The organism is Massilia sp. FBCC-B171, from assembly GCF_059134155.1.
The window spans coordinates 4,410,267-4,435,304 of the sequence record NZ_CP101443.1; the positions used below are offsets into that span (position 1 = coordinate 4,410,267).

Annotated in this window: 21 protein-coding genes; 12 read left to right on the forward strand and 9 right to left on the reverse strand. The window is 63.5% G+C overall.

Annotated elements, in window-relative coordinates:
- The first annotated feature begins 29 nt into the window (after nt 1-29).
- On the forward strand, nt 30-914 hold the full coding sequence (locus tag NMB41_RS19970; protein WP_494379540.1) for a dienelactone hydrolase family protein: 885 nt from the start codon (nt 30-32) through the stop codon (nt 912-914).
- A gap of 21 nt (nt 915-935) precedes the next feature.
- Here the strand turns inward: NMB41_RS19970 and NMB41_RS19975 are convergent, their stop codons facing one another.
- Nucleotides 936-1,283 carry a hypothetical protein gene (locus NMB41_RS19975; protein ID WP_494379541.1) on the reverse strand — a complete coding sequence of 116 codons (348 nt, stop codon included), beginning with the start codon at nt 1,281-1,283 and terminating at the stop codon, nt 936-938.
- A 390-nt stretch (nt 1,284-1,673) separates the two neighbouring features.
- On the opposite strand from NMB41_RS19975, the gene NMB41_RS19980 reads away from it, so the two are divergent.
- Complete coding sequence (locus NMB41_RS19980) at nt 1,674-2,585, forward strand: helix-turn-helix domain-containing protein (RefSeq protein WP_494379542.1); 912 nt, start codon at nt 1,674-1,676, stop codon at nt 2,583-2,585.
- Here NMB41_RS19980 and NMB41_RS19985 read toward each other — a convergent pair.
- From NMB41_RS19985 to NMB41_RS19995, 3 genes are read right to left on the reverse strand one after another with little or no spacing between them, the layout of a single operon-like run.
- Nucleotides 2,572-3,873, reverse strand: coding sequence for an MFS transporter (locus tag NMB41_RS19985; protein WP_494379543.1), 1,302 nt, complete (start codon nt 3,871-3,873; stop codon nt 2,572-2,574). The genes NMB41_RS19980 and NMB41_RS19985 overlap by 14 nt on opposite strands.
- Entirely contained in the window at nt 3,866-6,301 is a 2,436-nt protein-coding gene (locus NMB41_RS19990) for a family 20 glycosylhydrolase (RefSeq protein WP_494379544.1), read from the reverse strand. Before NMB41_RS19990 ends, NMB41_RS19985 begins: the two co-directional genes overlap by 8 nt.
- Before the next feature lie 11 nt (nt 6,302-6,312).
- A complete protein-coding gene (locus NMB41_RS19995; protein ID WP_494379545.1) occupies nt 6,313-8,964 on the reverse strand; it encodes a TonB-dependent receptor in 2,652 nt (883 codons plus the stop codon).
- Between the two features lie 148 nt (nt 8,965-9,112).
- Here NMB41_RS19995 and NMB41_RS20000 point away from each other — a divergent pair, with 148 nt between their 5' ends.
- The 7 genes from NMB41_RS20000 (at nt 9,113) to NMB41_RS20030 (ending at nt 16,410) form a co-directional block, all read left to right on the forward strand.
- The gene (locus tag NMB41_RS20000; protein ID WP_494379546.1) at nt 9,113-9,658 is read left to right on the forward strand and encodes a GNAT family N-acetyltransferase; all 546 of its coding nucleotides are present in this window, start codon (nt 9,113-9,115) and stop codon (nt 9,656-9,658) included.
- Between the two features lie 202 nt (nt 9,659-9,860).
- Nucleotides 9,861-10,241, forward strand: a complete 381-nt coding sequence (locus NMB41_RS20005) for a translational machinery protein (RefSeq protein WP_494379547.1) — start codon at nt 9,861-9,863, stop codon at nt 10,239-10,241.
- Between the two features lie 167 nt (nt 10,242-10,408).
- On the forward strand, nt 10,409-11,257 hold the full coding sequence (locus tag NMB41_RS20010) for an ABC transporter ATP-binding protein (RefSeq protein ID WP_494379548.1): 849 nt from the start codon (nt 10,409-10,411) through the stop codon (nt 11,255-11,257).
- Entirely contained in the window at nt 11,257-13,107 is a 1,851-nt protein-coding gene (locus NMB41_RS20015) for an ABC transporter permease (protein ID WP_494379549.1), read from the forward strand. Before NMB41_RS20010 ends, NMB41_RS20015 begins: the two co-directional genes overlap by 1 nt.
- Nucleotides 13,104-15,005, forward strand: a complete 1,902-nt coding sequence (locus tag NMB41_RS20020) for an ABC transporter permease (RefSeq protein ID WP_494379550.1) — start codon at nt 13,104-13,106, stop codon at nt 15,003-15,005. Before NMB41_RS20015 ends, NMB41_RS20020 begins: the two co-directional genes overlap by 4 nt.
- 326 nt (nt 15,006-15,331) lie before the next feature.
- Nucleotides 15,332-15,712, forward strand: coding sequence for a translational machinery protein (locus NMB41_RS20025; protein WP_494379551.1), 381 nt, complete (start codon nt 15,332-15,334; stop codon nt 15,710-15,712).
- Between the two features lie 152 nt (nt 15,713-15,864).
- Nucleotides 15,865-16,410 (forward strand): GNAT family N-acetyltransferase, encoded by a 546-nt coding sequence (locus tag NMB41_RS20030; RefSeq protein WP_494379552.1) that lies wholly within the window; start codon nt 15,865-15,867, stop codon nt 16,408-16,410.
- Between the two features lie 28 nt (nt 16,411-16,438).
- Here the strand turns inward: NMB41_RS20030 and NMB41_RS20035 are convergent, their stop codons facing one another.
- Nucleotides 16,439-17,389 (reverse strand): type VI immunity family protein, encoded by a 951-nt coding sequence (locus tag NMB41_RS20035; RefSeq protein WP_494379553.1) that lies wholly within the window; start codon nt 17,387-17,389, stop codon nt 16,439-16,441.
- 379 nt (nt 17,390-17,768) lie between these two features.
- Here NMB41_RS20035 and NMB41_RS20040 point away from each other — a divergent pair.
- A protein-coding gene (locus NMB41_RS20040) for an IS3 family transposase (protein ID WP_494378262.1) occupies nt 17,769-19,141 on the forward strand; the annotation gives its coding sequence in 2 pieces (ribosomal slippage) (nt 17,769-18,243 and nt 18,243-19,141; 1,374 coding nt in all).
- Nucleotides 19,142-19,210: 69 nt separating this feature from the next.
- Here NMB41_RS20040 and NMB41_RS20045 read toward each other — a convergent pair.
- The 4 genes from NMB41_RS20045 to NMB41_RS20060 all read right to left on the reverse strand — a co-directional run bounded on the left by NMB41_RS20045 (nt 19,211) and on the right by NMB41_RS20060 (nt 22,544).
- The gene (locus NMB41_RS20045) at nt 19,211-19,792 is read right to left on the reverse strand and encodes a TerD family protein (protein ID WP_494379554.1); all 582 of its coding nucleotides are present in this window, start codon (nt 19,790-19,792) and stop codon (nt 19,211-19,213) included.
- Between the two features lie 23 nt (nt 19,793-19,815).
- Nucleotides 19,816-20,511, reverse strand: coding sequence for a TIGR00266 family protein (locus tag NMB41_RS20050; protein WP_494379555.1), 696 nt, complete (start codon nt 20,509-20,511; stop codon nt 19,816-19,818).
- 73 nt (nt 20,512-20,584) lie between these two features.
- A complete protein-coding gene (locus NMB41_RS20055) occupies nt 20,585-21,160 on the reverse strand; it encodes a TerD family protein (protein WP_494379556.1) in 576 nt (191 codons plus the stop codon).
- 313 nt (nt 21,161-21,473) lie between these two features.
- Nucleotides 21,474-22,544 (reverse strand): DUF475 domain-containing protein, encoded by a 1,071-nt coding sequence (locus NMB41_RS20060; RefSeq protein ID WP_494379557.1) that lies wholly within the window; start codon nt 22,542-22,544, stop codon nt 21,474-21,476.
- Nucleotides 22,545-22,680: 136 nt separating this feature from the next.
- Between NMB41_RS20060 and nhaR the strand changes: the two genes are divergently transcribed.
- Both nhaR and NMB41_RS20070 read left to right on the forward strand, forming a co-directional pair.
- The gene (gene nhaR / locus NMB41_RS20065; protein WP_494379558.1) at nt 22,681-23,589 is read left to right on the forward strand and encodes a transcriptional activator NhaR; all 909 of its coding nucleotides are present in this window, start codon (nt 22,681-22,683) and stop codon (nt 23,587-23,589) included.
- 58 nt (nt 23,590-23,647) lie between these two features.
- The gene (locus NMB41_RS20070) at nt 23,648-25,012 is read left to right on the forward strand and encodes a hemolysin family protein (protein ID WP_494379559.1); all 1,365 of its coding nucleotides are present in this window, start codon (nt 23,648-23,650) and stop codon (nt 25,010-25,012) included.
- Nucleotides 25,013-25,038: the final 26 nt, after the last annotated feature.

Below are 25,038 nucleotides of genomic sequence, written 5' to 3' on the forward strand. Positions count from 1 at the left end.
GCGCAGCCATCCCACTCCCGGAGACCACCATGACCAGACTGACAGCAAACGATTTCGATCCCGAAGTATTGCAACTGTTCGACGGCTACGTCCACGGCCGCCTCTCGCGCCGTGAATTCCTGTCGGCGGCTTCCCGCTATGCCGTCGGCGGCGTGACCGCGGCCGGCTTGCTGGCGCAGCTGTCGCCCTCCTTCGCGGCTCCCCTGGTCGCAGCGTCCGACAGCCGCCTGAAGACCAGTTATGTGGAGTTCCCGTCGCCGCAAGGCTATGGCACGCTGCGCGGCTATCTGGCCGTTCCCGCGAATGCCAGGGGCAAGCTGCCTGCGATCCTGGTGGTCCACGAGAATCGCGGCCTGAACCCGCATATCGAAGACGTGACGCGCCGGCTGGCGCTGGAAGGCTACCTCGCGTTCGCACCCGACGCGCTGCATCCACTGGGCGGCTATCCGGGCGACGAAGAAAAGGCACGCACACTGTTCCAGACCCTGGACCAGGCGAAAACACGCGCCGATTTCGTCGCAGCGGCGGGCGCGCTCACATCCCACCCGCAGTCCACCGGCAAGCTCGGCGTGGTCGGCTTCTGCTACGGCGGCGCCATCGCCAATTACCTGGCCACCGTGATCCCCGACCTGGCTGCTGCCGTGCCCTTCTACGGCAGCCAGCCAGCCGCTGCCGATGTACCGAAGATCCGCGGGCCGCTGATGATCCACGACGCGGGCAAGGACGCGCGCATCCTGGCCGGCTGGCCGGCCTACGAAGCGGCGTTAAAAGCCAACAAGGTCGAGTACCAGCACTTCGTGTACGAAGGCGCCGAGCACGGCTTCAATAACGACACCACGCCACGCTACGATGAGGCTGCGGCCAAGCTGGCGTGGAGCCGGACTGTGGGGTTTTTCAAGGCAAAGCTGGGGTGATGCGCGGGGCGCACCGGTGCGCTAGCGCGCTTGCGCCGGTTTCACCTTTCGCAGCTGCTCGTTCATATAAACGGACTGCCGCGCATAAACCGACCCAAGCTTCCTGACGAGTTCCTGCAAGCGCGCGACATACCGGCAACCGGCCGCCGGTTCCTTGATCTCGCCCCGCTGCAAAGCTTGCCACCCGCTCCGCAGCTCCGCGAGCAGCAGCGCGATCTCTTTGTTGAAGTCCGCGTACCGCTTCGACTGAAACACGGTTTCAGAAAACCTGGCGCTGTCCTGCTCACTCCACGTCGCCCGTGCTGTGGCCAGGCCGGCTTCCAACTCAGCCTGTTGCCGGCCCATCGCTTCCATCAAAGAGGCCAGCATTGCCTGTGTTTCCGCTGACGCCCTGGCTTTGCCTTGAAGGCTTGAACAATCGAGCGCTGACTGGGCCAATGCGGGGCAGCTGATCGCAAACCATGCGACGAGAACGAGTACGTGCTTCAACATGGGAATGCGGTATCGGATCAAGATTGCCTCAATTGGTTTGACTTCGCGCCTATCGAATTAGCCGCACGTAACTCTACATAATCGGCGCTTGCTTTACCACGGCTACCTGCCTGATCGCATGCATATCCACCGCCGGTCGCCATCACCCGCGACTTCAGCCATAATGGGTTCACCTTCCTCCTGGATGCCTTCGATGCCGCGCTTTCGCCTTCCTGCTTCGCTCGTCCGTACCCCTGCTCCGACAGCCGGGCAGCGGGAGGCAGGCGCATGAAGCCGGATTCACGCGAATTGCGGGCCTCGCGCCTGTACGAAGTGATGGACCTGATGCTCGATTCGGTGGGCGACCCGCTGGCGCTGAAGAACCTGGCCGCGTCGGCCAGCTATTCGTCCTTCCACTTCGACCGCATCTTCCGCGAGCTGACCGGCTTTTCCGCCGTCGACTACCAGCGCAAGCGCCGCCTGCGGCGCGCGGCCCACCTGCTGCGCCACGAGCCGGACGTGTCGATCCTGCGCATTGCCCAGGACTGCGGCTTCCCGTCGAACGCGGCCTTCGCCAAGGCCTTCAAGCAGCAGTTCGCGATGTCGGCCAAGGCCTGGCGCGAAGGCGGCTGGCGCACCTACATGGACCAGCAGGTCGGGCGCGAGAGCGACGTCAGCTTCTTTGTCGCCGAACCCGACAACCTGGCCGTCATCCTGGCTCCCTACTGCCCGCCCGAGCCGGGCAGCGTGGCCGCGCGCATCCGGGTCCAGGCGCTGCCGGCGATTCACCTGCGCTACCAGCGCTTCTTCGGCCAGTCCGGCGCTGCCCTCTCGATGGCCTGCAATGTGTTCTTGTGCGAACGCGAGCGGCGCGGCGATACGGTACCGGGCACGCCCTGGTACGGCGTCTTCGACGAAGACCCGGGTTTCACGGGCGAGCGCGAATACTGCTACGACTTCGGCTACGCGGGCGACACGCGGCCGGACCCGAGCCTGGGGCTGCGCGTGCTCCCCGCCGGCAGCTATGGCGTGCTGGAATTCTGCGGCGACTGGCCGCGCTTTCGCTCGATGTACGAAGACTGGCTCGACCGCCAGACCTTCTGGCGCCTCGACAGCACGCGTCCGCACATCCAGCGCGTCGAGCGCGGCCTTGACGGCGCCTGGCGCGGCTGGCTCGCGCTGCCTGTCAAGAAGCGCTAGCGGCGCTCTTCGGGCTCTCCAGCCGCACGAAGCAGCTCAGCACCAGCACCGGCAGCGCGCACGCCAGCACCCACAGGAAGAAGGCGCGGTAGCCGAGGGCTGCCTGGACGTCGCCGCTGATCACCTTGAACAGCACGAAGCCAAGCTGCATGAAGCCGGTGCCCAGCGCATAGTGGGCGGTCTGGTATTTGCCGCTGGCGACGACCTGCATGATGAACAGGATGATGCCGACGAAGCCGAAGCCGTAGCCGAACATCTCCAGGCCGAGCGACGCCGCAATCACGGTCAGCGAATCGGGCTGCGCCGCGCTCAGGTAGTAGAAGACCAGGTTCGGCAAATTCATCGCCAGGATCAGCACCGGCATGGCGCGCTTCAAGCCGATCCAGGCCGTGAAATAGCCGCCGGCGATGCTGCCGGCCAAAAAGGCGACCGTGCCGGCCGTGCCGTACACGGCGCCCACCTGCGCCGTGCTCAGGCCCAGGCCGCCGACGGCGCGAGCGTCGCGCAGGAACAGCGGGCCGATGGTCTGGATCTGGCCTTCGGCGGCGCGAAACAGGATGATGAACAGGATCGCCAGCCAAATGCCCTCTTTCGCAAAGAAGACTTTGACGACATCCACCAGCGTGCGGGCGATGTCGCGCGCCGAGTTGTCGCCCGAGGGCGCGTTCAGGGTGCCCGGCAGCGCCCAGCTGTGATACAGGCCGAGGCCCACCAGCGCGGCGCCGAGCAGGCCAAACACCACCGTCCAGGCACTGGCCGTGCCGATGCGCGCTTCGAGAAAGCCCGCCAGGATGACGAGGCCGCCGAGCGAAAGGAATTTGGCGGCATTGAAGAAGGCGCCCTGCCAGCCGGCGTAGGCCGCCTGCTGGCGCGCCGACAGGCTGGCGATGTACAGGCCGTCGGCGGCAATGTCGTGGGTGCTCGAGGCCAGCGAGACCAGCGCCAGCAGCGCGATGGCGAGCGCGAACCAGCCAGGCAGCTGCAACGCAAGCGCGACCGCGGCCAGCGCGCCGCCGCCCAGCATCTGGAAAATCACGACCAGGCGCTTCTTGCTGCGCGCCAGCTCCAGGAAGGGACTCCACAGCGCCTTGAACACCCAGGCCAGGCCGAGCACCCCGGTCCAGCGCGCGATCTGCTCGTTCGGCACGCCCATGCTCTTGAACATCAGCCCGGCGACCAGCGCCACCGCATAGAACGGCAATCCCTGCGCCAGATACAGGGTCGGCACCCAGGCCAGCGGATGGCGCGTTGCGACAGCAGGCGCCGCGGCAAGGGAAGCATCAGGCATCGGGAACATCCTTCAGGGCGAGGGTGACGACGCGGCCGGCGCGGCCGCGCGTATCGAAACTGGCAATTCTAAACGTGGCGGCAGCCGGCGGCACGCAAAGCGGCTGCGCATACAGCGGGCTGCCCGCGTGCGGCGCGCTGCCGTCGAAAGTAAAACGCAGCGCCAGGCCGGGCAGCGCGGCGTTGGCGTGAATGCGCCCGTCTTCCACCAGCGCGCCCGGCGGCGGCAGGCGGTAGCCCCAGGCCAGCGTGCGGTCGAGCTGGGGCAGCGCGTACTGGCCGACGCGGTTGGCGAATTCGTTCCACGCGCGCGCCGGGTCGCCGGCGCCGTCTTGCGATTCCGGATCTGGGCTCCAGGCCCGTTCGGCCAGCGCCAGCAGGCGCGGCGCGGCCAGGTATTCGATGCGCGCGCGAGAATGGGCGTTTTCTCCCCACAGCTGGCCTTGCAGGCCGAGGATGCGCTCCGGCGCGGACAGTCCCACCAGCCGGGCCGCGGCCTGGGCCGACAGCGGCCGGCCCATCTGGTCCGCGCCGGACAAGGGATCAAGGTCGAGCGGACGGAAAGCGAAGACGCTGCGCGTGTCGACGAAACCGGCCCAGTAATAGCCCGGCTCCTGCGGGTCCTTGGCATGGGCCAGGTCGAAGTACAGGTGGGCGGCGTTCGCCAGCACGACCTCGTAGCCGGCGTTGGCCAGGCGCCAGGCGCAGTCCTCCTGGCTTGATCCGGTCGCGTTGTTCCAGGCATAGACCTGGAAGCCTGGCCCGGCGAAGCGCGGGTCGGCCACCACGCCCCCGTCTGCCGAGGCGGCGAGCGCGTTCTCGTCCCAGCCGGCAAAGCCCAGGCCGTGGCGCGCGAGGATGGCGCGGCAGCGGGCAGTGAAATCGGCGCGCAGTTCGTGCACGGTGTGCCAGCCCTGCTGCGCCATGCGTGCGCGGCAGATGGACGAGCCGAGCCAGGCGCCGGCCGGGACCTCGTCGCCGCCCAGGTGGACCGTCCGTAGCGGTACGCCCGCCTCGCGGTAGAGCGCCGCCACCTCGCCCACCACCGTGTCGACAAAGCGGTCGCAGGAGGGGCGCGCGATGCAGATCACGTTGTCGTGCCAAAGCTGGACCGATTCGTAGACCGAGGTATCGTCCGGGTCGTCGAGGCGGAATGCGTCGGCGCCGGCCGCGTCGCCGGCGGCCAGCAGCCGCTCGTGGCGCACACGCATGGCCTGCACCGCCGCCCGCGCGTGGCCGGGCATGTTGAATTCGGGGATGACCTCGATGTGGCGCGCCTGTGCGTAGCGCAGGATGCGAATAAAATCGGCATGGCTGTAATGGCCGCTGCCGGCCGATGCATCGACGTCTGCGCCGGATCCGAAGGACGGCGGCAGGCAGCTGCTGCCTTCCCCCGGCACGCCGCGGCGCGCGCCGACCTCGGTCAATTCGGGCAGCGCGCTGATCGGCAGGCGCCAGCCCTCGTCGTCGGTGAGGTGGAAGTGAAAACGGTTCAGTTTATATAGCGCCATGCAGTCGAGCAGGCGCAGCACCGTTTCCACATCGGCGAAATGGCGCGCCACGTCCAGCATCATGCCGCGGTAGGCGAAGCGCGGCGCATCGCCTACGCGCCCGAGCGGCAAGCGTCCCTCCGGATCGAGCAGCTGGCGCAGCGTCTGCAGGCCGTTGAACACGCCGTGGCCGTCCGCGCCACGCAGGCGCACCCTGCCGGTCTCGATCTCGAGCAGATAGGCTTCGCCGGCAGCCGGCGTATCAAACTCCAGCGGGCCGGTGTCCAGCACGATCTCGCCTTCCGGCGCCGGCGCCAGGCCGGCCAGCAGCGCGCGCAGGAAGGCCGCTTCGTTCTCGAGGCCGGGCGCGTGACGCAGCTGCGTGTTGCAGCCGATACGCACCTGCTCCTCACTGAAATCAGCAGACAGCGGACGCGGCGTGATGCGGCCCACCTCCTCCAGCGGCAGCAGCGACACGGCGCGATTTTCTTCGAACCGGTGCGCCGCATCCATCGGCGCGATGCGGTCCTCGCTGTGGCGCTGCAACTGCGCCGGGCGCGTAAAGGGCAGGATCCGCGGATCGCCCAGGTCGAGCGCCACGCCGCCGGCGGTGACCAAATAAAAGCCGAGCGGCGCATCGGTGAGGCTGATCGCCCAGAAGCGCGCCTGGTAGGCGATCTCGAAGGCCTCGCCCGGCAGCCAGGGGGCGGCGTCCAGCCGGGCCAGCCGGAACAGGTCGCCGTTCACGTGCGCGATGGTGAAGCCTGCGCTCACCGTCTGCGGCAGCACCTTGCGGCAGGTGTTGAAGTACAGCGCCCAGCCGGGGGCGATCGCTGCATTCGACTGGTTGCGCAGCGCCAGCCGGGCGGCGAAGCGCTCGCCGTCGATGCCGTTGGCCACGCATTCCCAGTCGATCTCCAGCGCAGGAGTTGTCGGCATCGTCGACCGGATCACAGCTTGCCGCGCAGGCCCAGGTAGAAGGTACGGCCGTTCGAGTAGAAGGCCCGCGGGCGGTCCTTGTTCTCGGCGTACATCTTGATGGTCTCGTTCGACAGGTTGAGTGCATCGAAGGTGAGCGTCAGCTGCTCGCTCAGCTTGACGTTGACCGAGGCCGCCAGCGAAGGCATGTCGTCCACGTGCTGGCTGGCGCCGCGGTCCACGCCTGCCTTGTAGGCCGAGCGGAAGTTGTAGGCCAGGCGCGCGCTGAAGCGCTCGTTCTCGAAATAGCCGGTCAGGTTCCAGGTGCGTTTCGAGGAATTGAGCAGCTCGCCGCCGTCGTCCAGCTCGCCGTCGGCGTAGGTGTAGTTGGCGAGGAAGCCGAAGTTGCTCATCAGGGGCTGCTGCCAGCTCAGCTCCACGCCCTTGTTGGTGCCGGTCGTGTTGAAGGGAGAAGTGATCTGGTATTCGGCCAGGGCGCTCCGCTTGTTGTTGTAGTAGGTACCGGTGCTCGTACCCTGGGCCACGATCGAGCGCAGGTCCATGTAGAACAGGCCGGCCGAGAGCAGCGCCTTCGGTGCGAAATACCATTCGGCCGAAAGGTCGAAGTTGGTCGAGCGCACCGGATCGAGGTTGACGTTGCCGCCGCTGCCGCTCAGGGCGTCGTCGTTGAGCGAGACCGAGCCGCCCAGCGCCGAGTAGTCGGGACGGGCGATGGTCTTGGCGACGGCGCCGCGCAGCACCAGGTCGTCGCGCGCATCGAACTTCAGGTTCACGCTCGGCAGGTAGTCGCGGTAGGTACGCTTGAAGGTGGTCGGCGTGTAGGGACCGAAGGCCGAACCGGTGATCGGCGCCGGTCCGCCCGGCAGGTTCACGACCGTGCTCTGGCGCGTCTCGACCGCGCGCAGGCCGAGGTTGCCGCTCCAGCGCTCGCCGCCCAGTTCCAGCATGCCGTACAGGGCCGAGGTCTTTTCGCCGACCTGGAATTCGTCCATCCAGTTGTGGCGGATCGTGTAGTCGAGCAGGCGGTTGCCCGGCACCGCGCCCCAGGCGCCAAGCGCCGCGCCGTCGTACTTGAAATAGGCCGACGACAGGTTGCCGCCGAGGTCATTGGCGAAGTCCGACGGGTATTTCTGGCCGTTCCAGGCGGGGCCGGGATTGGTCAAGCCGAGCGGGCCGGGACGCGTTTCCAGCGGGTGTTCGGCGGTGCGGTGGTGGTCGGTGAAGCGTGCGCCGAAGCGCAGCGCGGTGACCAGCGAATCGCGCACGCGCCAGTCGGCGTCGAGTTGCGCATACTTTTCCTGGTCGACCGACTGCGCCTCGCCGCCGCCGGCCCAGGCGGTGCTGCCGGGCGTGAGCGTGTTCCCGCCGGGGTAGCTGACGCTCGCGGGCGACAGGCCATTGAGCGCATACACCATGCCGCCGTCGACATTGTTCTGATAAAAAACATCGTCGCGGTCATAGCCGACGCCGTGGGTCTTGCCGAGCTTACCGGAGAGGCTCAAGTCGTCGCTGACCTTGAACTTGCCATTGAAGTCGAGGTACCAGGATTCGCCGCCGGCGTTCGGGCGGTAGATGTTGTCGACTTCGCCGTTGTTCACGGCAAAGCCGGCGCCGACCAGGGTATTGCTGCGCACCAGCGGGTTTTGCGGAATCTGGTTGGCGCTGTTGATCGAGTTGGCGGGTGCGGCCAGCCAGTTGGTGTTCTGGTGCGGCGCCTTGAGTTCGGAATAGAAGCCGTTCAGGTCCAGCGTCAGGGCGCGCAGGGGCCGCACTTCGACATCGAAAGCGCCGCCGCTGCGCTTCTTGGTCTGTTCGAACAGGGTCGCGCCGATGAAGGTCGGCACCAGCACGCCGGCCAAGGCAGGATTGGCGGCCGCCGCGCTGCTCGTGGCATTGATCGGCGTGTAGCCGAGGATTTCCTGGCCGTCGCGGCGCACGGCCGCCTTTTCGGAAAAGCCCTGGATCAGGAAGCCGGCCGTGTTCGCGGCGTTCTTCCAGGCCACCAGGCCGGAGAGGTGCGGCTTGGCTTTATCGGACAAGTCGTTGTAGTTGGCCTGCACCGAGCCTTCCACGGTGAGCTGCTTGCGGAAATCGAGCGGACGGCGCGTGATGACGTTGATCGCACCCGAGACGCCGCCTTCGACCAGGTCGGCGCTGGCGCTCTTTTGCACGACGATCGAGCCGACCAGTTCGGACGGCAGCAGCGAAAAGCTGCTCGAGCGGCCGACGTTGCCGCCGATCTGATTGAGCAGGAACCAGTCGCCGGTGCTGATGGCGTGGCCGTTGAACAGGGTCTGCTGCAGGCTGGGACTGGTGCCGCGCAGGCTGACGCGGTCGTTCTCGCCGAAGCCGCCTTCGCCGCCGGCGGACGATTGCGTGTTCACGCCGGGCAGGCGCTGGATGGCATCGGCGACGTTCTTGTCGGGCATCTTGCCGATGTCTTCAGCGGTGACGACTTCGACCACCGCATCCGCGCCGCGCTTCTGGCGCAGCGACTGTTCGAGGGCGGCGCGCACGCCGGTGACGACCACTTGCTGCATGCCGGCTTCCCCGCCCTCGGCCTGCTGGGCGCGCGCCTCGATTGCCGTCGTCATTGCCAGCACCATCACCGCGCTGGCGATTGCCGTAACCCTGTACTCCCGCCGTGCCATCAACTGATTCATGTTCTCTCCAAAACATTGTGGTTTACCAGTGCAACCCGTTTCGAATTCGTCGGGCGCTGCGCAACGCCTCTCTCTTCGTATGCAGCGCATTGTGTTGTTATTTTTGCGCCCATGTTTGTCAAATCTTGCTGACCGATACAATCATCCGATGCGAACCGATTTCAAAATACGCGCCGCCACCCTGGCTGACCTGCCCGTGCTGCAAAAACTGATCGCACGTTCCGGCATTGCACTGTCGGCTGGTTTCTACACGCCGGAACAGGCGCAGGCGGTCACGCGCGAAGTGTTCGGCGTCGATACCCAGCTCATTCGGGACGGCAGCTACTTCGCCATCGAAGACGAAACCCGCATCGTCGCTTGCGGTGGCTGGAGCAAGCGCTCGACGCCCTACGGCGGCGATCAGCACAAGGCCGCGGCGGACCGTCTTCTCGATCCGGCCACCGAGCCGGCGAAGATCCGCGCTTTCTTCGTCGATCCGGGGATGGAGCGCCAGGGTCTCGGCTCGATGCTCATGCGGCACTGCACCGGGCAGGCACTGGCGGCAGGTTTCACATCCCTTGAACTGACGGCGACCATGCCGGGCGTGCCGCTGTACACGGCACATGGCTTCGTGCCAGTGCACGACCTGAGTTTGCCGCTGGCGGGCGGACAGGTCACGGTGCCCCTGACGCTGATGCGCAAGGCGATCGGATAACTCGGTGTGGTACCGCACCTAGTGCAAGCCGAACATGGGCTATGCTGGGTTCGTTGTAGCTTGCCCCACCCCGGGCGCCTACCTGCTTCATTCTCTCGCTGCAGTCAGCCTGGCTCACTGCGCGTCCTTTCGACGGTTTCTCTTGCCGCTCAATGCAGCGCCACAGACCCACCCGTCGCTATCCACTTCCACGAAAGCACCCATGTCATTCAATAACGCAGTCGTCTGGCTCGACCATACAAAAGCACAAGTCATCCATTTCGATAAAAATGCGTCGGAGTCGGAGTCCCTCAAGACGCACTCGACCCATCCGCACCCGCACCAGAAGCACGGCGACAACCATGCCGATGGCGATGACAACACCCGCTTTTACAAAGATATTGCTGGCGCCCTGGCCGATAGCGAGCAAATCCTCGTGGTCGGGCCTGCCGAAGAAAAAACGGCCTTCGTCACGTATGTGACCGGCTCGCTGCCTGACATCGCATCCCGGATCAAGGCGGTCGAGACCGTCGATCATCCGACGGACGGCCAGCTGCTGGCCTACGCGCGCCAGCATTTCGTGAGCACCGGCGGCATGCGCTAAGCCCAGCGTATCGCACGCCGAAACCCGCTTGCCGTCATGGCAAAGCGGGTTTTTTTACGACAGTGCTGCCGTCCAGGTTGCGGCAGGGGCTGAAATCTGGTTACAAAGATTGCCAAAATACAAATTTCCGCTACTATGAGCAGTCGATTAAATTTCCAGCCAACAACATGAACGCTGTCGAGCTTGATTCCGTCACCCACCGTTATGGCAAGGTTCAAGCCCTCGACGGTCTCAATCTCACCGTCCGGCAGGGCGAAATGTTCGGCTTCCTCGGCCGCAACGGCGCCGGCAAGACCACCACCCTGAAACTGCTGATGGGCTTGCTGCGTCCGGACAATGGCAACATCACCGTGCTGGGCCGGTCGGTGAAACGCATGCCGGCATCGCTCAAGCAGCGCATCGGCTACGTCTGCCAGGAGCCGAATTTTTATCCCTGGATGACGGCCGACGAGCTGGGCGCCTTTGTCGGCAGCTTCTATCCGACCTGGGACGGGCCCGAATTCCAGCGGCTGCTGCGCATGCTCGACGTGCCGCGCGACCGGCGCGCATCGGAGATGTCGGGCGGAACCCGAACCAAGCTGGGCCTGGCGCTGGCACTGGCGCCGCGGCCCCAGTTGCTGTTGCTGGACGAACCGACCGCCGGGCTCGATCCGGTGGCCAGGCGCGAATTCAACGATCAGTTGCAGGCCTTGCAGCGCGAACAGGGCACGACGGTGATGTTTTCCTCGCACCTGGTGGGGGAAGTCGAGCAGCTGGCGCAGCGCGTCGGCATCGTCCAGGGCGGCCGCTGCCGCTTCGAGGGAGAAGTCGGTGCACTGCGCGCACGCGTGCGCAGGATCGCCTTTGACGCCGCCCTGCTGCCCGGCGAAGGCTTTACGCAGTTGCGCGGCGATATCTGGCAAGCCGAACCTGCCCTGTGGGAGCAGGCCAGCTGGTCACCCGGGACGGTCATCGAGACACTGTCGCTGGAAGACATCTTCCTGGCCTTCGCCCGCACCGACCGCGTGCTTGCCTGATGCGCGCCCTGCTCTACAAGGAGTTGCGCGAACACCGCTGGGTGCTGCTGGCCATGCTGCTCTTGCTGGCGCTGGCCCAGGCCGTGGCGCTGCGGGGTGCGGCGATGATGGGCAGCCCCATGGTGGCTTTCCAGAAAATCCTCGTGCTCATGGTGCCCTTGATGGCGCTGGTGCTGGCCAACCGGCTGGTGGTGCGCGAATACATGGGCCGTACCCAGCTGTTTCTGGAGACCTTGCCCGTTAGCCGCACCCAGGTGCTGGCAATCAAATGGCTGCTCGGACTTGCCGTGCTGCTGCTGGCCATGGCGGCCTGTTTCGGCGCCGCCCTGCTCGTTGCGCGCGGCAAGGTCCTGCTGACGCCGCACTACGTCGCCATGGTTGCCATCCGCAGCGCCAGTTTCGTTTTCCTCAGCTACGCCCTCGCCTTCGCGGTCGGATTGACCGGCCGCTACCGTTACGTCATCTGGGGCTTGCTGTTCGTCTGCATCGTCACAGGGAACGCGGCCGGCCAGTCGGACATCCAGAACTGGGCGCCCTTCTACCTGGTGCAGGAAGCCATGGTCTACGAACGGCTGACCCTGCCATTGCCGGCGGTACTGACCACCTGTGCCATCGCCGCGGCGCTGGTTGCCGCCACCTTCGCGCTTGCGCTGTCGGCCGAGGGTTCGCTCGTCGTGGCCCTGTCGCGCCGCATGAGCTCGCGCGAAAAATCCGGCGTCACCATCAGCTTCCTGGCCTTGCTCATGGCGTTTACGGTCATCGAAGCGCGCAAACCAAAGCCGCCCTTCGCGCTGACGCACGCCGTGCGCAGCGCGAGCGGCCCGGCCGTTGTGGTCGGCATCGCCGGGCCTGCGGAGCAAGCGCAGCAGCTGGCCAATGCACTGGGGTCCGACCTGGCGCGCATGCAGGCTTTCCTGGCACTGCAGAGTCCCCCAGCGCTGACGGCCTTGCCTGACGACAACCTCGATGGCGACGCCTTCCAGCGCGCCGCCTTGCCCAATGCCGATGGCGTGGTGGTGCGCGCGGCCTTCAACAACACTGCCTTCGACGGCGAGGGATTCCGCGCCTACGCACTGGCGTCGTGGCTGCAATGGCATTCCCGTGGCCGCGCCGCCGAGGAAAACCGGCGCTGGCTGCTCGATGGCACTGCGCAGTGGCTGGTCGCACGCGAGCTGCCGCAGCAGCAGGAGAAGCTGGCGCTGCGTGCGGCCTTTGCGGCGCGCCTGTTGCAGGCCGGGCCCGGCGGCGCGAGGCGCGCGGTGCACGAGTGGCTCAGCGTGCGCGAACAGCTCGGCCCCTGCCTGGCCGATGCGCTGGCCTGGCGGATGGTGGCCTCGCTCGCGCAGCAGATGGGCGAGCCCCGCTTCCAGGCACTGAGCCGCTCGGCATTGGCGGAACGCCCGCCGGGCGACGCGCGCGCTTCGCTGTTCGACCCCGGCTTTGCCCGGCTGCTGGCCCAACAGGGCGCGCCGGACCAGGCCATGTTGACGCAGCAGTTCGACCAGCTGTTCGGCGCCGAGCAGGCGCGCATGGCGGGCACGCTCGGCCGGATCGCCATACCGCAGGCGCGCTTCACCGCGCAGCGCATGGCGGGCAAGACCTATGAAGTGCATTACCAGCTGGGCGCATCGGCTGGCGAAGTTCCACCGTTTTCGGTCCTGTACGTCGCCCTGGGGCCGTGGGATGGGGAACTTCCGGCCGAGGCGCTCGCCAGGGTCGACGCCATCCGCGCCGGTGTGCTGCCGGCCTCGTTCGCGCGCGGCACGCGGGTGTTCACCGCGGTGGAGCGGCGCGAAGCACTGCTCGGCTGCAGCGTCAGGCTGGCGGCGCGCCGCTGGGAGGTGAAATGAACGGCGCATTGTTTCGCAAGGAAATGCGCAGCCTGCGCCCCTTCGTGTTTGTCGTTCTGACGCTGTCGCTGCTCGATCTGGTCGACGCCTTCCTGGCCCCCTTCGGCGCGCGCTCCTTCCCCCATCGCCTGCTGACCTTGTCCGACGAGCTGGCGATCCTGCAGATCGTGCTTGGATTCGCCCTGGGCGCCAACCTGCTCGTGCGCGAAATCGACGACGGCACCCTGAATTTCCTCGATGGCCTGCCCCTCAGGCGCGGGGCCATCTTCGCGGCGAAATTCCAGGCGGCGATGCTGGTGCTGCTCGTTTTCCCCGCCAGCATGCTGCTGTTGAACGCGGCCCTGCACGCAGCGACGCGCGGATCGCTCGATCATGCAATGCGGCCGTCCTTGCTGCTGACCATGTTCATTCTGTGCGCCCTGGTCTCGGCCGTTGCGCTGACGGCCGGCATGCTGCTGGGCTTCCTGCGTTATGTGTCCTGGCTGGTACTGGCGCTGTGCGCGATCGGGATCAAGCTCCTCGAAGACACGGCGCCGTCGACAGCGGCAGCCCTGAACACCGCCGACCTGCTGACCCTGCGTTTCACCGGGACAGCCTGGCAACTGCCGATGGCGACCGTCTGGACCCAGCTTGGAGCGGCGCTGCTGTTCGGTTCGATGGCCTTCGCTTTGTTCTGCAGCGCGGGCAAGGTGCGCGCGCGGGTGCAGCGTAGCGGCAGGCTGCGGCGCTGGCTGCTCAGGCTTGGTATCGCACTGATGGTGCTCGCCGTGCTGGCGGGGATCGCGCGGCTGGCAGAGCACAGCAAGCATGACAAGGATGGAGGCGCTGGTACCGGCAAGGATCGCGCCGACGCCCTCGAGTTCTTGCCCGTTGCAAGCGGCCATGCCACCACCAGGCACTACACGTTCAGCTATCCGGCCTTGAGTGCGGCGCGGGCGCGCGCCTTGATCGACAAGGCCGACGCGACCTTCGGCGCAGTCGCGGCCCTGCTCGGTATCGAAGGCGGGACGCCGATCGACGTCGACCTCTCCGGCACCACCGAGAACCACGCCGGCACGGCCTATCTCGACCGCATCCGCATGCGGGTGGGCGACGACAGCGCGGTGTCGACCCTGGCGCATGAAACCGCCCACGTGTTCGCCACGCGCCTGGCCGGTGGAGCCCGCGGGCGCCAGCTGCAAAACATGATGGTATTGAATGAAGGTCTGGCCGAATGGGTCGAGGGCAAACTCGGCAAGCAGGCAGGCGTGACCGAGGCGCAGGAATTCGCGGCGGCCCTGGTTTCGGCACGCCGGCTGGTCACGCCGCGCCAGCTGACCGATCAAGCCGCCTTCGTCAGCGCCGTCGACGAAAACCTCAAGTACCCGCTCGGCGCGATTCTTATCGACCGCCTGGTGCAGCGCTACGGGTCGGCGGCGCCGAAAACGCTGCTGCTGGCCATGGCAAGCGAGGACTTCCCGCGCGATCTCGAGGGCTATGCCTTGTGGCAGACCGCCTTCCAGCTGGCCCGCTTCGATCTCGACCTTGTGCTCGACGATTATGCGCGCCACCTGAAGCAGCTCGAGTCGAAGCATGCGCGCCAGATTGCAAAGCTGCCGCGGCCGCGTGGCAGCCTGGTCGAGCTGGATGACGGCTACGCCGTTGCGCTGCGCTTCGATCAACCCATGCCGGCGAACGCCACGCCGCTGGTACGTTATCGGCCCGGAAAAATCGGCGATTCGTCCAGCTATCGCACCGAGTACGGCGACCTGTCCGACGACGGAGGGTATAGCGCCGACGTGCCGGAGAACATGGTCACACGCGGCGAGGTGTGTTTCCAGCCGGGCGTGGTGCGTGACGGGCTGATCATGTACGAGCCGTGGGTGTGCCTGCCGGTGGATTCGGCGAGCGAGGACTGAGGATCGCGCCTGGCGGGCGTCTTCGCCTACCCCGCCCTGCCGGATGCATTGTTGCAAAAAACAAACGGGATGAGAAAGCGAAGTGGTCGGAAAAGCGACAGGGAATACCGGCCGCGCACGCATGCTCAGTGTGGTACCGCACCTAGTGCAAGCCGAACATGCGGTATGCTGATTTGGTTGTAGCCTGCCCCAATCCCGGCGCCTACCTGCTTCATTCTCTCGCTGCAGTCAGTTTGGCTGACTGCGCCTCCTTTCGACGATATGTCTTGCCGCTCCATGCAGCGCCACAGGCCCACCCGTCGCTATGCACTTCCACGAAAGTACCCATGTCATTCAATAACGCAGTCGTCTGGCTCGACCATACAAAAGCACAAGTCATCCACTTCGATAAAAACGCGTCGGAATCGGAGTCCCTAAAGACCCACTCGACCCATCCGCACCCGCACCAGAAGCACGGCGACAGCCATGCCGATGGCGATGACAACACCCGTTTTTACAAAGATATTGCTGGCGCCCTGATGGAGAGCGAGCAGATCCTCGTGGTCGGGCCGGCCGAAGAAAAAACGGCATTCGTGACCTATGTGACCAGCTCGCTGCCTGACATCGCGTCCCGGATCAAGGCGGTCGAAACCGTCGATCATCCGACGGACGGCCAGTTGCTGGCGTACGCGCGCCAGCATTTCGTGAGCACCGGCGGAATGCGCTAAGCTCGCCGTATTGAGCACCGAAACCCGCCTCCCATCGTGGCAAGGCGGGTTTTTTTACGATCCTGCCAGCCTTGCGTGAGATGTTTATACGTGCACGTAAAAGAAAAAAGCGGCGTCATGGCCGGCATCGGGTCTGCCTATAGAATGGCCAGATGCGAACTTATTTCAAGATACGCGCCGCCACGGCAGCGGACATACCAGCGCTGCAAAAGCTGATCGAACGTTCCGGTATCGCACTGTCGGCCGGTTTCTACACGCCTGCACAGGCGCACGCGGTAACGCGCGAGGTGTTCGGCGTCGACTCCCAGCTCGTTCGCGACGGCACCTATTTCGCCATCGAAGACGACACACGTATCGTCGCCTGCGGTGGCTGGAGCAAGCGCTCGACGCCCTACGGCGGCGACCAGCACAAGGCCGCACCGGACCGCCTTTTGAATCCGGCCACCGAGCCGGCGAAGATCCGTGCCTTCTTTGTCGATCCGGGCATGGAGCGCCAGGGGCTTGGCTCGATGCTCATGCAGCACTGCACCGAACACGCACTGGCGGCAGGTTTCACTTGGCTTGAACTGACGGCGACCATGCCGGGCGTGCCGCTTTACACGGCACATGGCTTCGTGTCCGTGCACGACCTGAGTTTGTCGCTCGCGGGCGGACAGGTGTCTTTGCCGCTTGTGCTGATGCGCAAGGCGATCGGATAGCAAGCAAACCCCGCCCATGCAGAACCGATTAGCCACCCGCTACAAAAAATCGGTTGGCCCAGCGCCGCCGCTCCTCCATCTCGCCGTCCGGCGCAAATCCCGATACAAGCTGTTTGCCGTTTTTCTCGACATCACACAGCGCTGCCAATGCAGAGCCGACCGCGCTTTGCAGGGGTGCGGCCTCACCCGCTTGCCTATCTCCGAGTACCGGTGCCGGTCCCGCCTTGATGACCATTGCCCCTCTGGCAAGCGCATCGAACGTGATCATGTTCCGTAGCGTTGCCGGTAGACGGCCCGACACTTGTTCAATACCGCCCGCCCTGGCAGCCAATTCCGGACCGAGCAGCGTGTACCATCCGACGTCGACCAATCCTGCGCGCGCAGGCTCTAATTGCGCGAGAAAATTCGGGTGCATGAGTCCCGGATAGTTGGCAAGGCAGCGTCGGAAGAAGTCGGCCAGCCATACCTCATCGGACGGGAAGCTGTGATTCCACAACAAGCTCAAACCAACATAGCCCGACGCCAAGGGGAAATCGGCCGCCAAAATTTCCTGAAGAATCCCATCGATACCCCCTGAACCACATTCCTCCAAATACGCGAGTGGCAGGGAAATCGCCGCAAATGGCTCGGAAACGCGCGCCCTTTTCCAGTACAAAAACGCTGGAGCCAGCCATTCCCCTTTTTTCGATGGTGCGAGCAGTTCCGCAACCGCTCCCCTGGACAGTGTCATTTCCCGGCGCATCGCCTCGAGAACAGCTGCACCACCTTCCTTCGGCCAGCGTTTCGGGTTGGCTTGATGAAAGCCGTTGCGATACCAGCCTATGTCCTTGCCAAAGCGGCCAACGAAAGCATCCAATGGCGCCGTGAGACCTGGGGCTGCATCCATAGCCCTGCCAAACAGCACGATACTCAAACATGGCTGGCAGAGCTGACGCTCGCTGTTATGGACGACAAGTGTTTTCGCAACTGTAAGATTCATGGCTTTCTCTATTCCACGAGTACTCGGTGTCAGGTTTGACATTTAGACACGACATCGACATTAACTAGTCACCTGCGTGATCTTACGATGTAGGGTTGAGGTCGTGCCTTGAAGCCAGACCTGCCCCCGTCCTTACGCGACACCGTTGAATTGCGGCTCTTCAAATCTTCCGGTTTCTGGGTCGTAGACCACTCCCCAGAAGCTGCTGCCGCCATCGCATACGACCACTGGCCGCTCTAGAATAGGCCATCCCCGCTGTGGTTCGGACTCATTAATGGGTAACAAGCAGGAGTTTTTCAGACGCTTCCAATAAACGAAAAAAAACCGGGGACGCATGAACTGACCCCCAAAAGTTGGACACAACTTTTGGGGGTTTTTCATGACGAAATACGATGAGCAACTCAAGCTCAAAGTCGTCCGCGAGTATCTGCACGGGACGATGGGGTATCAGCGGCTGGCCGAGTTGCACGATGTCCCACGCAAGAGCCTGGAGACTTGGGTGAAGCTGTACCGCGCCCATGGGGCTGATGGGCTGAAGAAGAAGTTCAGCCATTACAGTGCACAGTTCCGACTTGAAGTGATACAGCGCATGCGGGCCGATGAGCTTTCTAATGCGGAGGCTGCTGCGTTATTCAATATTCGCAGCGCTGGATGCATCGGACGATGGAAGCGCTGTTATGATGCGGGCGGTCTAGAAACGCTGACGCCGCGCAAGCGCGGCCGTTCAAAGAAAATGCCTCAAGTGCCGGATACAAAAACAGAAGCGCTGCCTGATGCAGCTGGCCGTACCCATGAAGAGTTGGTCGCTGAGGTGAACCAGCTGCGCATGGAGGTAGCTTACCTAAAAAAGTTGAGAGCCTTGGTTCAAGCGCAGCAACAGCAGCGGACGACAACGCGCAAAAAGCGCAAGTAGTCATTGAACTGAGGCGACACTTCCCTCTTGCCGGCCTGCTGAAGCTGGCTGGTTTGGCGCGCAGCACCTTCTACTATCAACAGAAAATAGCTCAGACGGGCGATAAGTACGAAGCCTTGAAAACGCAGATCGGTACGCTCTTCGCCCGCCACAAAGGGCGCTATGGCTACCGGCGCGTGACGGCAGCCATTCGACAGCTTGGTACGAAGGTCAATCACAAGACGGTGCAAAGCCTGATGGGTAAGCTCGGCCTGAAGTCACTGGTTCGACCCAAGAAATACCGCTCGTACAAAGGAGAAGTGGGCAGTGCTGCGCCAAATGTTCTGCAAAGGCGCTTCGAGGCCACGTGCATCAATCAGAAATGGGTGACTGACGTCACCGAGTTCAATGTGGCCGGCGAAAAATTGTATTTGTCCCCGGTCATGGATTTGTACAACGGCGAGATCATCGCTTTCGAGACCGCCAAGCGGCCTGAATTTAGCCTGGTAGGCAGCATGCTCAAAAAGGCGCTGAAAAAGCTCAACCCGGGAGACCAGCCGATCTTGCATTCGGACCAAGGGTGGCAGTATCGAATGTCGGCCTACCAACGGGCCTTAAGGCAGAAGAGCGTCGAGCAGAGCATGTCACGCAAGGGGAACTGCCTGGACAACGCCGCCATGGAAAGCTTCTTTGCCGTGCTGAAGTCGGAGTTTTTCTACCTGAACAAATTCAGCAGCGTCGACGAACTGCAAACCGGTCTCAAGAACTACATCCGCTACTACAATTACGACCGCATCAAGATGAAGCTAAAAGGGCTGAGTCCTGTTCAATACAGAACCCAGCCCTTTGCAGCTGACTAGATTTAACCGTCCAACTTTATGGGGTCAGTTCACGCATCCCCGGTTTTATCTAACGCCTACGAAAAACGATTACAAATGCGGCGTAATCGCCGGCATCAAATCATCAAACGTACGGCCGCTGGCATTCTCGCCAATCGCATGCATCTTCCACTCGCCGTTATGGCGGTACAGCTTGGCCATCACCTGCGCGGTGTGGGCGCCCTGCACCGACAGGTCGTAGCGCGCCACTTCCTTGTTGCCGGACGCATCCAACAGGCGGCAGTAGGCGTTTTGCACTTGCGAGAAGTTCTGGCCGGTGAAGCTGTTGACCGTGAACACGAGCGACTTGATGTTGCCTGGCACGGCGGAGAGGTCGACGTTGATCTGCTCGTCGTCGCCGTCGCCGGCGCCGGTGCGGTTGTCGCCGGTGTGGACGATGCTGCCGTCCTTGCTTTTCAGCTGGCGGAACCAGACCGTGTCGACCGGGCGGTTCGATTCGTCGAACATGACGACCGAGGCGTCGAGGTCGACGCTTTCGGTCTTGGCGCCGAAGCCGAGGAAGCCCTTCGATTTGATGGCGTCCCAACCGAGACCCATGGTCACACGGGTCAATGCGCCACCGCCCTCTTTCGAGAGCGAGATTTTCTGGCCTTTTTGCAGACTGACTGACATTGCGTTACTCCTTGTGAGCGAACTTATTTGGCGGGGGTTTGCATCCAGGCTTTGAAGGCGGCGCGGTTACGCGAACACACGTAGACCTTGCCCTTGCCCGAAAAGCGCAGGACCATGCCCTCGCCGCTGGTTTGGCTGTTGATCAGGTTACCGAGGAAGCCGCCGCTGGTACCGGTCGTGATCGAGATCTCGTAGCGCAGCGTGCTGTCCCAGCACACGACGTGCGAGTTGTCGATGATCGCGTCCTTGCCCGGCTCGACGTCGAGCACCGACATCGACCCGAAACCCGACACCGCCACCTGGCCCTGGCCACCGGTCTCGGTGACGAAGAAGCCGCCGCTGTTGGCGAAGAGCGCATTGCCGATGTTCTGGGTGCGCACCTTCAGCTCGACACCGGACGATGCCGCGACAAAGGCGCCGTCGCTGAGGATGTACTGGTTCGGGCCGACGTCGACGATCTGCATGGCACCCGGCAGCGTCGGCGAGAGCAGGCAGTCGCCTGCGCCGCGCGTGGCTTCGATGTGCTGCTGGAAGAAGGACTCGCCGTTGGCGAAGGTGCGCATCAGCGCGCTGCCCAGGCCCCCGCGCATCTTGCCTTTCAGGTCGAGGGTCGATTCCATCATCACCATCGCGTCGGATTCGCAATAGATGGTTTCGCCCTGACGCATCGAGACATGCAGGAAGGGATCGACATCCCCGGTCACGGTAAAAGTTGGCATGTTTAGATGGCTTCCTTTTGACGGGCAGCCTCCATTGATGGATGCCGCCCGCAGGTTGTTGATTTACTTTTAATTAGACGTTGACGCCGTAGTTCTTGGCGAGTGGTCCCAGGCCGCCTGCAAAGCCCTGGCCGATGGCGCGGAACTTCCAGTCGGCGCCGTTACGATACACCTCGCCGAAGATCATGGCCGCTTCCGTCGAGCCGTCTTCCGACAGGTCGTAGCGGGCGATTTCCGCGTCGCCGCTGGCGTTGACGCAGCGGATGAAGGCCTTGCCGACCATGCCGAAGTTCTGGCGGCGGGTCTCGGCGTCGTGGATGGTCACGGCCAGCACGATCTTGTCGACGTCGGCCGGCACTTTGCTCAGGTCGACGCTGACGTATTCGTCATCGCCTTCGCCGGCGCCGGTGGTGTTGTCGCCCGAGTGGACGACCGAGCCGTCGGCCGATTTCAGGTTGTTGTAGAAGATGAAGTCGGCGTCGGAGCGGACTTTGCCCGACGAATTGAGCAGGAACACTGCGCCGTCGAGGTCGAAGGCGGCGCCGTCGGTGGCGCGGGTGTCCCAGCCGAGGCCGACCTTCAGGTTGGACAGGCCAGGGGCTTCTTTCGACAGGTTGACGTTGCCGCCTTTTTGCAGACTGATTGCCATGATGTGTATCTCCTTGTGAGTGCTACTTTTTTGAACACCGGGGTAAGACGCTCAGCGAACTGGTGTTCTGCCATTCGCCGTGCGGTTCGTTGTGCGAAGGCGCTCGCTTTGCGGCGCTCTCGCGAAATTCTGTGCTGCTGTTTTTGCGGTGTACCGCGTGGGCACGGAGTGCCCACCCTACGGTGCACGACCGTGCGTAGCAAGATCATGCAACCGTTGGCCGCGGCGCACCGTAGGGTGGGCACTCCGTGCCCACGCGGTACGACGCGTCCGCTATCAAGGCGGTGGCCACCATCGCCACCGCCCGCCCTACTTACGCCAGCTCTTTGGCACCTTCGTGCGCCTCAAGCAAAGCATGCTTCTTCTTGTACTGGATCGACGACCACAGCGAGGCGGCAATGAAGGCCACACCCGTCAAGCCGGTCACCAGCTCAGGCACGTGGAACTTCATACTGGCCAGCATGATCACGGCCAGGATACCGATCGCGTAGTGCGCGCCGTGCTCCAGGTACACGAACTCGTCCAACGTACCCTTGCGCACCAGGTAGACCGTCATCGAACGCACGAACATCGCGCCAATGGCCAGGCCCAGCATGATGATCACGACGTCGCTGGTGATGGCAAACGCGCCGATCACGCCGTCGAAGGAGAACGATGCATCGAGCACTTCGAGGTACAGGAAGCCGCCGATACCGCCGGTCTTGACCATGTCGCCGACATTGCTGTTTTCATCCGACTCGCTCTTTTCCAGCAAGCTGCTGATCATGTCCACGCCGACGTAAACCAGGATGCCGTAGATACCGGCGACCAGCACGATCATGCGCTGGGCATCGTCCACAAAAGTAGAGGCGAACAACAACGCCGCCAGCGACAGCATCACCGAAATCGACGACACTTTGCCGAAGGTGCCGAGTTTCTTCTCGAAGTTGCCCAGCCAGTGGGTTTCCTTTTCGTCGTCGAGCAGGAAGTTCAGAAAGACCAGCATCAGGAACATGCCGCCGAAGGCCGCCACTTCTGCATGGTGCGCCGTCAGGTGGCCGGAGAACGCTTTCGGATCGTTCAGCGCCAGGTTCCAGACTTCGGTCATGCCGAGGTCGGCTGCGACCGCGACAATGACCAGCGGGAACACCAGGCGCATGCCGAACACGGCAATGATCATGCCAAGACCGAGGAACAGCTTGAGCCAGAACTCGTTCCAGCCCTTCAGGACCGAGGCGTTGACCACGGCGTTATCGAACGACAGCGACACTTCCATCACCGACAGGATGGTGGCAATACCCAGCGCGGTCAGCGCGCCTGATACGCCGCCATGCTCGTAACCCCACCAGGCTGCCAGCGTCAGGCAGATAACCGTAACGAGGAAAGATCCTCTAAAGTGCTTCATGTTGATTTCCTTTCAATTAAAAAGTTCGGCATATTGTTGTTCCTTCAATCTTGAATTGATAGAACGCAGTGTACGGCTATACGGCTTATTGAAAAAGCGAAGATAATCGAAGGATTACTTCGAGAAAACGGAAGACATGAAACACGCAGGCACCAATTTTCGGCATCTGTACTACTTTTGGGTCGTTGCCAAGGAGGGTAGCATCACCCGGGCGGCCGAACGATTACATCTTGCGGTCCAGACCGTCAGCAGCCAGATCACCTTGCTCGAGCAGTCGGTGGGCAAGTCGCTGTTTACCCAGCAGGGACGGCGCTTGGTGCTGAGCGAAGCGGGCCGCCTTGCCCTCACCTATGCCGACCAGATCTTTCTTCTCGGCGAGCAGATGCAGGACGCGCTCGACCAGACCTCGACCCTGCGCACGCGCCTGTCGGTCGGCATTTCCGATTCGCTCCCGAAGCTGACCGCCTACCGCCTGCTGGAAGCGACCACGCGCCTGGCCACGCCGGTGCGCCTGGTTTGTTCGGAAGACCAGTACGAGTCGCTGCTGGCCGACCTGGCCCTGCATAAACTCGACCTGGTCCTGACCGACCGCGCCCTGCCCCAAGGCGGTACCCTGCGCGTGTTCAGCCACATGCTGTTCGAAAGCGAGATGACGGTGGTCGGCACGGCCGAGCTGGCGGCGACCTATGCGCAAGATTTCCCGAAGAAATTGAATGGCGCGCCTTTCCTGCTGCCGACACGCAATAATGCATTGCGCGGCAAGATCGACGAATGGTTCGAGCTGCGCGGCGTACATCCGGACGTGGTCGGCGAGTTCGAGGACAACGCGCTATTGAATACTTTCGGCCGGCGCGGCCTGGGCCTGTTCTTTGCGCCGGCGGCGCTCGCCGGCGACCTGCTGGAACAGCTGCAGGCGGTGCTGGTGGGACGGGTACCCGAGGTGCGCGAGCAGTTCTATGCCATCTCCAACGAACGCAAGATCGTCCATCCGGCGGTCGAGGCGATCCTGGCGGCGGCGCATCAGGGAACGCTTGCCGGAGGTTGAAGCAAGGGAACCTTGTACAATGCTCATCAGCTTTGCCTTTTATTAACTCTGCTTTTATATGGAAAATATTCTATTTGTCGTTCTGGCGATCTTCCTGGTTGCCCTGAACGGCTTCTTCGTGGCGGCCGAATTCAGTATCGTCACGTTGCGCAAGACCCGCGTGCGCGCGATTGCCAAAACCTCCGGCCTGCGCGGGCGCATCCTGGCCAAGGTCCATGGCCAGCTCGACGAATACCTGTCGGCCTGCCAGCTCGGCATCACCCTCGCCTCGCTCGGTCTGGGCTGGGTTGGCGAACCTGCCTTTGCCAGCCTGCTCGAGCCGCTGTTCGCGCTCGTCGGCGTGACCTCTCCGGAACTGATCCACGGCGTCTCCTTCGTCGTCGCCTTCAGCGTCATCTCTTTCCTGCACATCGTGGTCGGCGAACTGGCGCCCAAGACGCTGGCAATCCGGCTGCCGGAATCGGTCGCGCTGTGGTGCGCACTGCCGCTCTTCGGCTTTTACTGGGCCATGTACCCGGCAATCTGGGTCTTGAACAAGAGCGCGAACGGCGTGCTGCGCCTGGCGGGCCTGGCCGGCAGCGGCAGCCACGACACCCATTATTCGACCGACGAACTGAAACTCATCCTGCGCACGAACACCAGCACCAACACGGGCGCCGGCGCCGGCGCGGATAAATTCACCCACGACGAACGCCACATCCTGGCCCAATCGCTCGAGTTTTCCGAAATGGCCGTGTCCGACCTGATGCGGCCGATCAACGAAGTGATCGCCCTGCACGAAGACCTGTCGATCGAGGAAAACCTCGACACCGTGCGCCGCAACCGCTTTTCGCGCTACCCCTTCTTCGACGAAGAAGGAGAAGAAGTCCTGGGCGTGATCCACCTGAAAGACCTGTTCTTCGCCCAGCAGGCCGGGAAAGACATCAGCGACCTGACCCAATTCCTGCGGCCGGTCGAGACCATCTCGGCACGTACGCCGGCGCAGGACATCTTCCGGCGTTTCCGCACCGGCGCACCGCACTTCGCGCTGATCGGCGAAAAGGGCAAGCGCCCGGTCGGCTTCATCACGCTCGACAACCTGCTGGGGGCAATGGTCGGCGAGATCCGCGACGAATTCCGCATGAACGAAAACGACTGGCTGCCGCAGTCGGACGGCACCTATATCGGCAAGGCGTCCCTGCCGATCTATTCGCTGGAACGCCTGCTCGGGATCGACATCGACAACGAGGAAATGGGCCTGGACGACGTCGAATCGGTCGGCGGCCTGTTAATGGAAAAGCTGGGCGACATCCCGAAGCAAGGCCAGCGCATCGAATTCCCGAAATTCGACGTGGTCGTGAAAAAGACCAATGGACCGCGCATCCTGCTGGTGAAGGTGATCCCGCGCCTGGCCCGCGGCGAGGACGATGATGATCTTGGCTAGGCTGTTAGGCGTTATAATATTTAATT